The following is a 14,112-nucleotide window of genomic DNA, read 5'->3' on the forward strand; positions in this document are numbered from 1 at the left end:
AGCGCCTCGCCCGGGTGGCTTGAACGTGGCGGGTGCCGGTTCCGGCGCTCGCCACGGCCTGTTAGGTTAGGTTCACCTAAGTTCACATGCGGCGAGGGGAAATCACAGTGCAGGAGTCTGAGCTGGCCGGAAGGATCGCGCTGGTCACCGGTGCGGGCCAGGGCATAGGGGAAGCCGTGGCCCGCGCTCTCGCCGACCAGGGCGCCCGTGTCGCGGCCCTGGACCGAAGCCCCGACGGGGTCAAGACGCTTGAGGCCGAGTACGGTCACGCCCGGGTGGTCGCCCACACCGTCGACGTCACCGACAGCGCCGCCGTCGAAGAGACCGTCGAGCAGATCGAACGCACCATGGGCCCCATCGGCATTCTGGTCAACGTCGCCGGAGTGCTGCGCACTTCGCCCGTCATCGACCTCACCGACGCCGACTGGGCGGACACCTTCGCCGTGAACACCACCGGGGTCTTCCACGCCGCGCGCGCCGTCTCCCGCCGGATGGCCGAGCGCCGCGCGGGCTGCATCGTCACCGTCGGCTCCAACGCCGCCGGGGTGCCCCGCACCGGCATGGCCGCGTACGCCGCCTCCAAGGCCGCCGCGACCATGTTCACCAAGTGCCTCGGCCTGGAGCTGGCCCGCAGCGGCATCCGCTGCAACGTCGTCTCGCCCGGCTCCACCGACACCCCGATGCAGCGTCAGCTCTGGACCGACGCGCAGGCGCCGCTGCGCGTCATCGACGGAGACCCCGACACCTACCGCGTCGGCATACCGCTCGGCCGCATCGCCGAGCCGTCCGACGTCGCCGACGCCGTGGCCTTCCTCGTCTCGGACCGGGCCCGGCACATCACGATGCACGACCTGTACGTGGACGGCGGCGCGACCTTGCGCGCCTAGCGCGCGCCGCGCGCGGACCGGCGGACGGCGCACAGCGCGCGCCCGTCCCGCGCCCGGCGCACCCTGTCGCACGCGGCCTACGCGCCCCGTCGGCCCGCCCGGCGCACTCCGGCGTGCCCGATCCGCCCGTACGCCGCGCGCGCCCCGCACGACCCGCGCATTCCGCACGACCCGCACGCTCCGCACGACCCGCACGCTCCGCACGACCCGCACGCTCCGCACGACCCGCACGCCCCGACCTTCCGTACGACCGGTTCTTCCTTACGCACCGTCCATCCGGCGGGCCGGTCCCGCCGACCCGTCCCGGACCTTCCGTCCCGCCGTAGAAATTGGAGCCCCTGGTGACGACCGCACCCGATGTCGCCCCCCGCGTCACGTCCGGGCCGACAACCGACCAGGCCATCGGCGCGGCGACCGCGCTGCTCGACGCGTACCGTCCGGGCGACACCCGGTTCTTCGCGTCACCGGCCCGCACCCTCCTCGCGCGCGGCACCCGCGCAGCAGTGCCGCACGACGAACGACCGCTGCACCAGCGCGTCGCCGAGACGCTCGACGCACAGCGGCGCGCGGGCCGGCCCGCGCCGGTCGTCGTCGGGGCGATCCCCTTCGACCACACCGCGCCCGCCGCCCTCGCCGTCCCCGAGACCGTCCGCTGGGCGCCCGCGCTCGCCGAGGACCCGCTGATCGCGCTGCGCGCCCCGGCGCCCGCCGCCACCGCCTGGGACATCCGGCAGGTGCCCGCCCCGCGCGCCTACGGCGCCTCGGTCGCCGAGGCCGTACGCCGCATGGAGCGCGCGGAGTTCAGCAAGGTCGTCCTCGCCCGGACGCTGGAGCTGGAGTCGCCGCAGGCCCTCGACATACCGGCGATGCTGCAACGCCTCGCCCGCCGCGACCCCTCCGGCTACACCTTCGCCGTGCCCTCCGGACCCGGCCGCACCCTGCTCGGCGCCAGCCCCGAACTGCTCGTCTCCCGGCAGGGCGGCCGGCTCGTCGCCAACCCGCTCGCCGGGTCCGCGCCGCGCAGCGCCGACCTCGCCGAGGACGTACGCCGGGCCGCCGCGCTGCTGGAGTCGGCCAAGGACCTGCACGAGCACGCCGTCGTGGTGGCCGCCGTACGCGAGGGCCTCGCCCCGTACTGCCGCACCCTCGACGTGCCCGAGCGGCCCACCCTGGTACGGACCGCCGCGATGTGGCATCTGTCCACCAGCATCACCGGCGAACTCGCCGAAGCGGACGCCTCCGCGCTGGAGTTGGCCTGCGCCCTGCATCCGACCCCCGCCGTCTGCGGCACTCCCACCGCCGTCGCGCGCGACGTCATAGGCGAACTGGAGCCCTTCGACCGCGGCCTCTACACCGGCATCGTCGGCTGGGGCGACGCGGACGGCGACGGCGAGTGGGTGGTCACCATCCGCTGCGCCGAGGCCGATGAGCGCACCCTGCGGCTGTACGCGGGCGCCGGAATCGTCGAGGCGTCCTCGCCGGAGTCCGAGACCGCCGAGACCGGCGCGAAGTTCCAGACCTTCCTGCACGCCGTCGGGGTGGACCAGTGAGCAGCGCCGCCGGAACCGACGCGCCCACCTGGCCCGCCGAGTTCGCCGAGCGTTACCGCGCCGCGGGCTACTGGCGCGGCGAGACCTTCGGCGGCATGCTGCGCGAGCGCGCCGAGGCCACCCCCGACGCGATCGCGATCGTCGACCCGGGAGGCCCAGCAGGCCCCAAAAGCCCCGCCGGTCCCGCCGGCGGCGGTGCGCCGGAGCGCCGGTGGACCTACCGCGAGCTGGACGAGCGCGCCGACCGGCTCGCCGCCGGATTCCTGGCGCGGGGCATCAAGAAGGGCGACCGGGTCGTCCTGCAACTCCCCAACGTCGCCGAGTTCTTCGAGGTCGTCTTCGGGCTGTTCCGGATCGGCGCGCTGCCGATCTTCGCGCTGCCCGCGCACCGCGAGAGCGAGATCCGCTACTTCTGCGAGTTCACCGAGGCCGTCGCGTACGTCATCCCCGACGTCCACGGCGGCTTCGACCACCGCGAGCTGGCGGCCAAACTGAGCGCCGAACTGCCCACGCTGCGCCATGTGTTCGTGGCCGGCGAGGTGGCGGAGCACACCCACACACCGCTGGCCGAGGTGCACACGGAGCCGGTCGCAGTCGAGGACCCGCCCGCGCCGGGCGACCTCGCCTTCCTCCAGCTCTCCGGCGGCAGCACGGGCGTGCCCAAGCTCATCCCGCGCACCCACGACGACTACCTGTACTCGCTGTGGGGCTCGAACGAGATCTGCCGGGTCGACGAGGACAGCGTCTACCTGTGCGTCCTGCCCGCCGCCCACAACTTCCCGCTGAGCTCGCCGGGCACCCTCGGCGCGCTCTACGCGGGCGGGCGCGTCGTGCTCTGCCCGCAGCCCAGCCCGGACGTCGCCTTCCCGCTCATCGAGCGCGAGGGCGTGACCATCACCGGCCTGGTGCCGCCGCTCGCGCTGGTCTGGGTGGAAGCGGCCCGGAACAACTCGGCGACGCGCAGCGACGCGGTGACCCATGACGGTTCGGCCCCGCCGAGCGCCACGTACGACCTGGAGAGCCTCGAAGTGCTGCTCGTCGGCGGCGCGAAGTTCAGTGAGGAGGCCGCCGGACGCGTCCGCGCGGCGCTCGGCTGCACGCTCCAGCAGGTCTTCGGCATGGCCGAGGGGCTCGTCAACTACACCCGGCTGGACGACGACGAGGACGTCATCGTCAGCACCCAGGGCCGGCCGATCTCGGCGGACGACGAGATCCTCATCGTCGACGACGAGGACGACGAGCTGCCGGCCGGCGCGACCGGCCACCTGCTGACCCGCGGCCCGTACACCATCCGCGGCTATTGGCGCGCGCCCGAGCACAACGCCAGGTCCTTCACGCCGGACGGCTTCTACCGCACCGGCGACGTGGTCCGGATGACCGGGACCGGCCATCTGGTGGTCGAGGGGCGGGCCAAGGACCAGATCAACCGGGGCGGCGAGAAGGTCGCCGCCGAGGAGATCGAGAACCACATCCTCGCCCACCCGTCGGTGCACGACGTGGCGATCGTGGCCGTGCCGGACGACTACCTGGGCGAGCGCACCTGCGCCTACGTCATCCTGCGCGAGGACGCCGAGCCGATCCGTTCGATGGCCGTCAAGAAGTTCGTCCGCGAGCGCGGCCTGGCCGCCTACAAGGTGCCCGACCGGGTCGAGTTCATCGACGCCTTCCCGCAGACGGGCATCGGCAAGGTCAGCAAGAAGGACCTGCGCGCCGCGATCGCCGCCCGGCTGCGGGAGACCGCCGGGCAAGGCTGACCCCGGCGAGCGCCCCCCCGGCTCGCGAGCGCCGCACGCCCCGTAGTAGTCCTTGAGTCCTCAGCAGTTCGCAGCCAGTCCGCAGTAGGCCGCCCAGCAAGCCCGCAGCAAGCCCGCAGCAAGTCCTCAGTCCTGTCAGCCCGACCGCCTGTCAGCACCGCCGATAAGCCCCCGAAAGGCCCCACCCATGGCACTGCCCGCGATTCCCCCCTACGCCATGCCGACGGCGGCCGAGCTGCCGGCGAACCGCGTCGACTGGACCGTGGACCCGGAGCGGGCCGTCCTGCTCGTCCACGACCTGCAGAACTACTTCCTCGGGGCCTTCACCGCGGGTACGTCGCCCGTCACCGACCTCCTCGCCAACGTCGCCCGGCTGAAGAAGGACTGCGAGCGGCTGGGCATACCTGTCGTCTACTCCGCCCAGCCCGGCGGCCAGAGCGCCGAGGAGCGCGGCCTCCAGCAGGACTTCTGGGGACCGGGTCTGCCCGACGACGAGCACGCCGAGGCCATCGCCGAGGCCGTCGCCCCGACCGACGGCGACACGGTCCTGACCAAGTGGAAGTACAGCGCGTACGTCCGCACCGACCTCGCCGAGCGGATGGCCGCGCAGGGCCGCGACCAGCTCGTCATCGTCGGCGTCTACGCCCACATCGGCGTCCTGATGACCGCCTGCGACGCGTGGATGCGCGACACCCAGGCGTTCCTGGTCGCCGACGCCGTCGCCGACTTCTCCGAGGCGGACCACCGGATGGCGCTGAGCTGGGCCGCCGCCAAGTGCGCCGTCGTCACCACCACCGACGCCGTCCTCGAAGGGAACTGATCACCGTGGCACTCACCGTGGAACTGATACGCGCGGACATCGCCGACGTGCTCGGCGAGGACCCGGCCGACATCCCGGTCGACGAGAGCCTCGTCGACTACGGCCTCGACTCGGTCCGCATCATGGCGCTCGTCGAGCGCTGGCGGCGCGAGCACGCCGTCGAGGTGACCTTCGTCGACCTCGCCGAGCAGCCCGCCATCGAAGCGTGGGCGCCGCTGCTCGGAGTCGTGGCATGACCGCAGTCCTCGAACCGGCCCTCGACGTCGGCACGGCCGGAATGCCGCTGACCGCCGCCCAGTCGGGCATGTGGTACGCCCAGGCGCTCGACCCGGACAGCCCGGCGCAGAACACCGCCGAGTGCATCGAGATCCACGGCCCGGTGGATCCGGTGCTGTTCGCCGAGGCACTGCACCGCACCGCCGGTGAGGCGGACGCGCTGCGGGTGCGGATCGTGGAGAGCCCGCAGGGACCGCGCCAGCTGCCCATCGCCATCGAGCCGCCCGGCCACGGCTTCCCGCTGCACGCGGCCGACCTGCGCGACCAGGGCGACCCGGACGCGACCGCCCGCGCCTGGATGCGCGCCGACCTCGCCGAGCCCTTCGACCTGGCCGAGGGCCCGCTGTTCGTGCACGGCCTGTTCCGGGTCGGCGACGAGCGCTGGCTCTGGTACCAGCGGGTGCACCACGCCGTGATGGACGGATTCGGCTACTCGCTGCTCGCCCGCCGCGTCGCCGAGCTGTACACCGCGCTGGCCGCCGGGCGGACGCCCGGATCGAGCCCCTTCGGGCGGCTCTGCGCACTCGTCGCCGAGGACAGCGCCTACCGGGTCTCCGAAGCCTGGGCGAGCGACCGCGACCACTGGACGCGGCGCTTCGCGGACCGCCCCGAAGCTCCCTCGCTGGCCGGCCGCGACGCACTGCCCTCCCGTACCTTCCTGCGCCGGACCGACCGCATCGGACCCGAGGAGAGCACCCGCCTCAAGGAGCTGGCGGCCTCCGTGCGCGCGAGCTGGCCCGATCTGCTGATCGCCGCGCAGGCGCTCTACCTCTCCCGCGCCACCGGCTCGGCCGAGGTCGTCCTCGGCCTGCCGATGATGGGCCGGATGGGCTCCGCCGCGCTGCGGGTGCCCGGCATGGTCATGAATGTGCTCCCGCTGCGGCTCACCGTCGCACCCGAGGCGACCTTCGCCGAGCTGACCCGGCAGGTCGTCCTGGGCATCCGCGACGCCCGCCGCCACCAGCGCTACCGCTACGAGGACATCCGCCGCGACCTCGGCCTGCTCGGCGAGGGCCGCGCCCTGGTCGGGCCGCTCGTCAACGTCATGCCGTTCGACTACGGGCTGACCTTCGCCGGCGCGCCCTCCGACGCGCACAACCTGTCCGCGGGCCCTGTGGACGACCTCACCGTCAACATCTACGACCGCGCGGACGGCTCCGGCCTGCGCATCGACTACGACGGCAATCCGGCGCTGTACGGCCAGGACGAACTCGCCGTCCACCAGAGCCGCTTCCTGGACCTGGTCAGCCGGCTCCTCGCCCAGGACCCGCACGCCCCGCTCGGCGGCCTCGGCGTGCTCACCGCCGAGGAGCGCCACCAGGTCGACACCGAGTTCAACGACACCGAGCGGCCGGTGCGGCCGACCACCCTCATCGGCCCGATCGAGGCGCAGGCGCTCCGCACGCCCGACGCGACCGCCGTCGTCTTCGACGGCGCGGGCCTCGCGGCCGGTTCCCCGGCCGGCTCCCCGGCCGGCTCCGGCGTGAGCGCCCTGACGTACGGCGAGTTGAACGCCCGCGCCAACCGGCTCGCGCGCCGGCTCGCGACGCTCGGCGTACGCCCCGGCGCGCTCGTCGCCGTCGCGCTGCCGCGCTCCGTGAACCTCGTCGTCGCCCTGCTGGCCGTCCTCAAGGCGGGCGGCGCCTACCTCCCGCTCGACCCGGACTACCCGGCCGACCGCCTCGCGTACATGCTCGACGACGCCGGCCCCGTCTGCGTCCTCACCGACACCGCGACCGGCCCCGAGCTGCCGGACACCGAACTGCCGGTGCTCGTCCTGGACGACCCGGCGCTACGGCGCGAGCTGGCGGCGCACGGCACCACCAACCCGCCCCGCGCGCTCACCCCCCAGCACCCCGCCTACGTCATCTACACCTCCGGTTCCACCGGCCGCCCCAAGGGCGTCGTCGTCCCGCACTCGGCCATCGACAACCGGCTGCGCTGGATGCAGGCTGCTTACCGGCTCGCCGCCGACGACCGGGTGCTGCAGAAGACGCCGTCCGGCTTCGATGTGTCCGTCTGGGAGTTCTTCTGGGCGCTGCGCGAGGGCGCGACCCTCGTCGTCGCCGCGCCCGGCGGCCACAAGGACCCCGGCTACCTCGCCCGTACGATCCGCGAACACCGCATCACCACCCTGCACTTCGTCCCCTCGATGCTCCAGGTCTTCCTGGCCGAGCCGGGCGCCGGGGCGAGCGCGGCCGGGGTTCCCGGCAACGGTCTGCGCCGGGTCTTCTGCAGCGGGGAGGCGCTGGCGCGCGAGACCGCCGAAGCGTTCCACCGCCTGCTGCCGGGCGTTCCGCTGCACAATCTGTACGGGCCGACCGAGGCAGCGGTCGACGTCACCCACCACCCCTGCGAGCCGGGCGAATCCGGCCCGGTGCCGATCGGCAAGCCGGTCTGGAACACCCGGCTGTACGTCCTCGACGCGGCCCTCCAGCCCTGCCCGCCCGGCGTCTGCGGCGAGCTCTACCTCGCCGGAACCCAGCTCGCCACCGGCTACCTCGGCCGCCCCTCCCTCACCGCCGCACGCTTCGTCGCCGACCCCTTCGGCCCGTCCGGCAGCCGGATGTACCGCACCGGGGACCTCGTACGGTGGCTCGCGGACGGCTCGGTCGACTACCTCGGCCGTACCGACCACCAGGTGAAACTGCGCGGCCTGCGCATCGAACTCGGCGAGATCGAGGCCGCGTTGGCGGCCGACGACACGGTCGGGACGGCATGCGTCCTGGTCCGCGAAGACCGGCCCGGCGACCAGCGCCTGGTCGGCTACATCACTCCGGCGCGCGACGCGCAGCCGGCCGGAAAGCCGGTCCCGGCGGATGCCGCCGCTGGGACCGGTCACTCCGATACGGACGCCCGGACCGACCCCGGCCTCGACACCGGTCCCGGCCTCGACACCGACCCGCGCCTCGACACCGACGCGCTGCGGGCCCGGCTGGCCTCGCGGCTGCCGGACTACATGGTGCCCAGCGCCCTGCTGGTCCTCGACGACCTCCCGCTCAGCCCCAACGGCAAGCTGGACCGCAAGGCGCTGCCCGCCCCCGACACGGCCGGCTCGACCGACGGCCGCGCCCCGCGCGACCACCGCGAGGAGATCCTCACCCGACTCTTCGCGGCAGTCCTGGGCCTGCCCAAAGTAGGCGTCGAGGACAGCTTCTTCGACCTCGGCGGCAATTCGCTGCTCGCCGCCCGGCTGGTCGCCGAGGTGCGGGACGCGCTGGGCACGGACCTCGCGATCGGCGCGCTGTTCCAGGCCTCCACCCCGGCCGCGCTCGCCGCCCGGCTGGTCGCCACCGAAGGCGATCAGGGCGACGACAACGAGGGCGCGCTGCGCGTCCTGCTGCCGCTGCGCACCGCCGGGAGCCGGACCCCGCTGTTCGTCGTCCACCCGGCCGGCGGCATCAGTTGGTGCTACTCCGGGCTGCTGGCCCGGCTCGGTCCCGACCAGCCCGTCTACGGCTTGCAGGCGCGCGGCCTCACCCGCCCCGAGCAACTCCCGCCCGACATGGAGCAGATGGCTGAGGACTACGTCAGCCAACTGCGCGAGATCCAGCCGCACGGCCCGTACCGGCTGCTCGGCTGGTCGGTCGGCGGCGTCGTCGCGCACACCATCGCGGTGCGGCTCCAGGAAGCGGGGGAGCGGGTCGAACTGCTCGCCCTGATGGACGCCTACCCGTCCGACCAGTGGCGCGACCAGGCCGTCCCGGCCGAGGCCGACGCGCTGGGCGCGCTGCTGCGGATGGCCGGTTACGAGCCGGGGGAGACGCTCACCCGCGAACAGGTGCTCCAGACGCTGCACCGCGAAGGCAGCGCGCTCGCCAATCTCGCGGACTACACGGTCTCGGCGGTGGTCAACATCGTGCTGAACAACGCCCGCTTGATGCGCGCCCACCAGCACCGGGCCTTCGACGGCGACGTGCTCTTCTTCACCGCGTCGGCTCCCCGTCCGGAGGACTGGCTGACCCGCGACGCCTGGCGTCCGTACATCACCGGCACGCTCACCAACCACGACATCGACTGTCTGCACCCGCAGATGACGCAGCCCGAGCAGATCGCGCGGATCGCGACGGTGCTGGCGGAGCGGCTGGCGGAGCACGATGCCGCTCCCGACGCCGATTCCGCTCCCGATTCCGGCACCGGCACCGGCACCGGCCACGATCGCGGTCCCGGTCATGCGGCGGCCCGGCCGGCAGCACAGGCACCCGAGGGAGCCCGATGATCCGCAGCCCCTTCGACCCCGATCCGGACCGCCCGGACGACCCCACGCACCTGGTGCTGGCCAACGCGGCGGGCGAGCATTCCTTGTGGCCCGCCTTCGCGGCGGCGCCCTCGGGATGGACCCGCTTGCTGGGGCCGGCGGCCTATGACGAGTGCGTGAGGTTCGTGGAGCGGAAGGAGTTGTAGCCGGCCATGGTGCGGACTGTGGCCTTCCGTGCCGTTCTGGAAGGATGGGCCCGGTGAATCGCACTGCTCCTGGCCTCGTCCCGCGCCTGCTCGGCAGCGACCCGCTCCCGACCCCGATGCGTCGGTGGGAAGCGCGGGGCCCGCATCTGTGGCTGGTGCGCGCGCCCGAGCAGCCGCAGCGGCAGGACCGCGATCGAGCTCCGAGGCCGGACCACGGCCCGCTCCCGGACCGCGGCCAGCAGCAGGGCCAGGCCCTGGACTTCGCCCGGGACACGGGGATTCTCGACACGACGGAGCGTGCGCGGGCGGCGGCGTTCGTCCGTGACGTCGACCGCGACCGCTATGTGACCGCGCATGTCGCGCTGCGCCGGATCCTGGGCGCCTACCTCGGCGCGGACCCGGCGCGGATCGCCTTCATCCGCGAGCCGTGCCCATGCTGCGGCGCCCCGCACGGCCGCCCCGCGGTGGAGGGGACTCCGCTGCACTTCTCCCTCTCGCACGCACGCGAACTGGTGCTGATCGGCCTCGCGGGCGTCCCGGTCGGCGTTGATGTGGAGGAGGTCCCCTCTCCCCGGACCGCGACGGACGTCGCCGCGACCCTGCACCCGACGGAGCGGACCGAGCTCTCCGCGCTGCCCGCCCCCAGCCGCCCGGCCGCCTTCTCCCGCTGCTGGACGCGCAAGGAGGCGTACCTCAAGGGCACCGGCACCGGCCTCGCCGAGGACCCCTCGATCACCTACGTCGGCGCGGGGGCGACGCCCGCCGCGCTGCCGGAGTGGACGCTGACCGATGTACGGGTGGACGCCGGCTACACGGCGGCCTGCGCCGAGCGGCGGCCCTCTCCAGCGGCCGATGTCAGAGCCGGGGCGTAGATTCGTAGCGGGTCGTATCGGGTCGCGGGAGGCCGTTCCGCGACTCTTCGGCGCGGGTCGCACCGCGCGGTTGCCGCGTCCAAGGCCGCCAGGGGGGCCTCGATGAGTGAACCGACAGCACCGTCCGAGCCGGAGGCGCTGGAGACGCAGTTGGAGCGGTACCGGGTGGAGCTGACCGGTTACTGCTACCGGATGCTGGGGTCGCTGTTCGAGGCGGAGGACGCCGTCCAGGACACCCTGGTACGGGCCTGGCGCGGCCACGACCGCTTCGAGGGCCGCTCGTCGCTGCGCTCCTGGCTCTACCGGATCGCGACCAACGTCTGTCTGGACATGGCGAGCGGCCGGGCGCGCCGGGCGCGCCCGATGGACCTCGGGGGCGCGGCCTCGTCCTCCTCGACCCTGGGCCCCGCGCTGCCGGAGGCGGTCTGGATCGGCCCGGTGCCGGACGACCGGGTGGTGCCCGAGGGCGGCGACCCGGCCGACGTGGCCGCGTTGCGGGACACGGTCCGGCTGGCGTTCATCGCCGCCTTGCAGCACCTCGCGCCCCGGCAGCGGGCGGTGTTGATCCTGCGGGAGGTGCTGGCGTGGAAGGCCGGCGAGGTCGCGGAGCTGCTCGGCACCACGGTCGCGTCCGTCAACAGCGCCCTCCAGCGGGCGCGCGCCACGCTGGCCGCGGGCGAGCCGGCCGCCACCGACCCGATCCTGCCCATGGACAAGGCGCAGCAGGCCCTCCTCTCGCGCTACGTGGACGCGTTCGAGCGCTACGACCTCGACTCGCTGACCTCGCTGCTGCGGGAGGACGCGGTGCTGTCCATGCCGCCGTACGACCTGTGGCTGCGCGGCCACGCCGACATCCGCTGGTGGCTGCTCGGCATCGGCGCCGGCTGCCGGGGGTCGCGACTGCTGCCGACCGTCGCGAACGGCGCGCCGGCCTTCGGCCAGTACCGGTCGGCGGGCGCGGAAGGCGGCTTCGTGCCGTGGGCACTCCAGGTCATCGAGGTGTCGGGGCGCGGGATAGCCGGGATCAATTCGTTCCTGGACACGGAGCGGCTGTTCCCCGCGTTCGGGCTGCCCGAGCGCTTGGAGGCGTAGCTCCCCGCGCCGCTGTGCGCGGGTGCGCCGTACGTTCCGTGGGCGGGCGAGGTGTGCGAGTGCTCCCGCGAGCCCGAAGCGCCGAATCGCAGGGCTCGCTGGCGCGCTGTCGTGGCACGGAGTGCCAGAATGCGGTGGTGATGCGATCCAAGGACGGAACCGCCCACGCCTGGGCAGTGCTCGGCGGCCACCGCACGTTGACCCGGGCGATCGCCTCTACCGGACCGCCGGGGCTGCTGCCCGCGCGGCTGCCCGTGATGGAGCTGGCCAGGTCCACCGTCGCGGTGTGCGCGCTGGCCGCCGCCGAGCTGGCGGCGACCCGTGCCGGGCTGCCGCTGCCGAAGGTGGCCGTGGACGACCGTGCGGTGGCGACCGCGTTCGTCAGCGAGCGCCTGCTGCGTGTCGAAGGGCGCGCGGGCGAGACCTTCGCGCCGCTGTCGCGCTTCTGGCGCAGCGCCGACGGCTGGGTCCGCACCCACGCCAACTATCCGCACCACCGGACCAGGCTGCTCGCCGCCCTCGGCATCCCGGACAGTGACGACGAAGCCGCGCTGACCGAGCGGGTGGCCGCCGTACTCGCCGGACGCACGGCCGAAGAGGTCGAGGTCGCGGTGTACGCGGCGGGCGGGCTGGCGATCGCCGTCCGCAGCCGCGAGCAGTGGGCGGCCCACCCGCAGGGCAAGGCCGCGGCGGCGGCTCCGCTGCTGTCGCTGGACCGGGTCGACGAAGCGCCGCCCCGCTGGCCGTCGTCGGAGCCGGTCGATGGTGTGACGATGCGGTCCGACGGCGTGGACCTGCCGTCCGACGGCCCGTTGATGCCGGCCGCCGGGCTGCGCGTGCTGGACCTGACCCGGGTGATCGCCGGGCCGGTGGCCACCCGCATGCTCGGGCTGTACGGGGCTGATGTGCTGCGGCTCGACGCGCCTCAACTGCCGGAGAGCCAGGACGCGTACAACGACACCGGGTTCAACAAGCACTCCGCGCAACTGGATCTGGGCTCTCGCTCCGGCCGGGCCACCTTCGAGGAGCTGCTGGCCTCGGCCGACGTGGTGGTGACCGGCTACCGGCCGGGCGCGCTGGACCAGTACGGCCTCTCGGCGGAAGCCCTCGCCGAACGCCGCCCGGGCCTGGTCATCGCGCAATTGAGCGCCTGGGGCACGGACGGACCCTGGGCCGGGCGACGCGGCTTCGACAGCCTGGTGCAGGCCGCCTCCGGCATCGCCGTGACCGAGAGCGCCCGGGGCACGGTCAGCGACGGCGACCCGGACGCCGACCGGGACGGGGACATTGACCGGGACGTTGACCGGGAGAGCGATCGGGAGAGCGGCCGAGGCAGCGCCCCCGACCGCGACCGGGACGGCACGGCCGGCAACGGGGACACCGACCGGGAGCGCCGGGCCAGCGGGGCCAGCCGGGCCAGCGGGGCCAGCCGGGACAGCGGGGCCGGTCGGGCCAGTGAGGACGACAGCCCCGGCGTACTGCCCGCCCAGGTGCTCGACCACGGCACCGGCTATCTGCTCGCCGCCGCCGTGCTGCGCTCGGTCACCGAGCAACTGCACTCGGGCGGCACGCGGGTGGCCCGGCTGGCCCTGGCGCAGACCGCTTCCTGGCTGCTCGACGGCATCAAGCCCGTAGGGCCCGCGCGCGGGGCTCTCTGGGGGCGGAAGGAACGGGAGACCGAGCCGTACGCCGCCGAGCGCTGGCTGCGGGAGATTCCGGGGCCGCAGGGCCGTGTCCGGCACGCGCTGCCGCCCGCGACCTTCGACCGCAGTGCCGCCGACTGGTGGCGCGCCCCCGGTCTGTTGGGCACGGACTCCCCCGAGTGGCACCGGCACGAGTGACTTCGTACCATCGGCGGATGCCTACCGACCCCGCTGACGCGTACCTGGCCACCGGGACCCGCGTGGCCATCCGGCACTTCCGGCGTCAGGACCGGGAGGAGTTCACCCGGCGCGCCCGGGAGAGCGTGCGGCTGCACCACCCGTGGCTGTTCCCGCCGACGGACGCCGGTGGCTTCGGCGCCTACGTCTCGAAGCTGGAGGAGCCGAGCCGTGAGGGTTTTGTCATCGTCGAGCTGGAGACGGGCGGGCTCGCGGGCTTCATCTCCCTCAGCAACATCGTCCAGGGCGCCTTCCAGTGCGGCTCGATGGGCTACGGCGCGTTCGCGCACGCGGCCGGGCGGGGCCTGTTCGGCGAGGGGTTCGGGCTCGTTCTGCGCTACGCCTTCGGCGAGTTGGGCCTGCACCGGCTGGAGGTGAACATCCAGCCCGCCAATGAGTCGTCGGTGAAGGTCGCCAAGCGGCACGGCTTCCGGCTGGAGGGCTACTCGCCCGACTTCCTCCATATCGACGGCGCTTGGCGCGACCATGAACGCTGGGCCCTCACCAGCGATATGCCCGGCGCGGCGGGGAGCGGCGCGGCGGGAGACGCCGCCTCTCGGTGAGCCGGACTCCCTCT

General features: G+C 73.9%; 11 protein-coding genes. All 11 read left to right on the forward strand.

Features of this window, described 5'->3' with window-relative positions; all coding sequences use genetic code 11:
- Nucleotides 1-86 precede the first annotated feature (86 nt).
- The 11 genes from QMK28_RS11655 to QMK28_RS11705 all read left to right on the forward strand — a co-directional run bounded on the left by QMK28_RS11655 (nt 87) and on the right by QMK28_RS11705 (nt 14,098).
- Nucleotides 87-887 carry a 2,3-dihydro-2,3-dihydroxybenzoate dehydrogenase gene (locus QMK28_RS11655; protein ID WP_326437010.1) on the forward strand — a complete coding sequence of 267 codons (801 nt, stop codon included), beginning with the start codon at nt 87-89 and terminating at the stop codon, nt 885-887.
- A 341-nt stretch (nt 888-1,228) separates the two neighbouring features.
- Complete coding sequence (gene dhbC / locus QMK28_RS11660; RefSeq protein ID WP_326437011.1) at nt 1,229-2,437, forward strand: isochorismate synthase DhbC; 1,209 nt, start codon at nt 1,229-1,231, stop codon at nt 2,435-2,437.
- Nucleotides 2,434-4,191: a (2,3-dihydroxybenzoyl)adenylate synthase gene (locus QMK28_RS11665; RefSeq protein ID WP_326437012.1), complete on the forward strand. Its 1,758-nt coding sequence runs from the start codon at nt 2,434-2,436 to the stop codon at nt 4,189-4,191. Before dhbC ends, QMK28_RS11665 begins: the two co-directional genes overlap by 4 nt.
- Nucleotides 4,192-4,378: 187 nt before the next feature.
- Entirely contained in the window at nt 4,379-5,011 is a 633-nt protein-coding gene (locus tag QMK28_RS11670) for an isochorismatase family protein (RefSeq protein WP_326437013.1), read from the forward strand.
- 5 nt (nt 5,012-5,016) lie between these two features.
- On the forward strand, nt 5,017-5,247 hold the full coding sequence (locus QMK28_RS11675) for a phosphopantetheine-binding protein (protein ID WP_326437014.1): 231 nt from the start codon (nt 5,017-5,019) through the stop codon (nt 5,245-5,247).
- The gene (locus QMK28_RS11680; protein WP_326437015.1) at nt 5,244-9,506 is read left to right on the forward strand and encodes an amino acid adenylation domain-containing protein; all 4,263 of its coding nucleotides are present in this window, start codon (nt 5,244-5,246) and stop codon (nt 9,504-9,506) included. Before QMK28_RS11675 ends, QMK28_RS11680 begins: the two co-directional genes overlap by 4 nt.
- Nucleotides 9,503-9,691 (forward strand): MbtH family NRPS accessory protein, encoded by a 189-nt coding sequence (locus tag QMK28_RS11685; RefSeq protein WP_326437016.1) that lies wholly within the window; start codon nt 9,503-9,505, stop codon nt 9,689-9,691. The genes QMK28_RS11680 and QMK28_RS11685 overlap by 4 nt, the downstream gene beginning before the upstream one ends.
- Before the next feature lie 53 nt (nt 9,692-9,744).
- A complete protein-coding gene (locus QMK28_RS11690; RefSeq protein WP_326437017.1) occupies nt 9,745-10,563 on the forward strand; it encodes a 4'-phosphopantetheinyl transferase family protein in 819 nt (272 codons plus the stop codon).
- A gap of 102 nt (nt 10,564-10,665) precedes the next feature.
- The gene (locus tag QMK28_RS11695; protein WP_326437018.1) at nt 10,666-11,655 is read left to right on the forward strand and encodes a sigma-70 family RNA polymerase sigma factor; all 990 of its coding nucleotides are present in this window, start codon (nt 10,666-10,668) and stop codon (nt 11,653-11,655) included.
- A gap of 140 nt (nt 11,656-11,795) precedes the next feature.
- On the forward strand, nt 11,796-13,496 hold the full coding sequence (locus QMK28_RS11700; protein WP_326437038.1) for a CoA transferase: 1,701 nt from the start codon (nt 11,796-11,798) through the stop codon (nt 13,494-13,496).
- 17 nt (nt 13,497-13,513) lie between these two features.
- Nucleotides 13,514-14,098, forward strand: coding sequence for a GNAT family N-acetyltransferase (locus QMK28_RS11705; protein WP_326437019.1), 585 nt, complete (start codon nt 13,514-13,516; stop codon nt 14,096-14,098).
- Nucleotides 14,099-14,112: the final 14 nt, after the last annotated feature.

Origin of the sequence: Streptomyces sp. H27-D2 (genome assembly GCF_035828615.1) — a bacterium.
In the GTDB taxonomy this organism is placed as follows: Bacteria; Actinomycetota; Actinomycetes; order Streptomycetales; family Streptomycetaceae; genus Streptomyces.

Excerpts from the sequence above, each read along its gene's own strand:
- QMK28_RS11670 (WP_326437013.1), top strand. The coding sequence starts at position 4,379 with ATGGCACTGCCCGCGATTCCCCCCTACGCCATGCCGACGGCGGCCGAG.
- QMK28_RS11705 (WP_326437019.1), top strand. The coding sequence starts at position 13,514 with ATGCCTACCGACCCCGCTGACGCGTACCTGGCCACCGGGACCCGCGTG.
- QMK28_RS11695 (WP_326437018.1), top strand. The coding sequence starts at position 10,666 with ATGAGTGAACCGACAGCACCGTCCGAGCCGGAGGCGCTGGAGACGCAG.
- QMK28_RS11685 (WP_326437016.1), top strand. The coding sequence starts at position 9,503 with ATGATCCGCAGCCCCTTCGACCCCGATCCGGACCGCCCGGACGACCCC.
- QMK28_RS11680 (WP_326437015.1), top strand. The coding sequence starts at position 5,244 with ATGACCGCAGTCCTCGAACCGGCCCTCGACGTCGGCACGGCCGGAATG.
- QMK28_RS11655 (WP_326437010.1), top strand. The coding sequence starts at position 87 with ATGCGGCGAGGGGAAATCACAGTGCAGGAGTCTGAGCTGGCCGGAAGG.
- QMK28_RS11700 (WP_326437038.1), top strand. The coding sequence starts at position 11,796 with ATGCGATCCAAGGACGGAACCGCCCACGCCTGGGCAGTGCTCGGCGGC.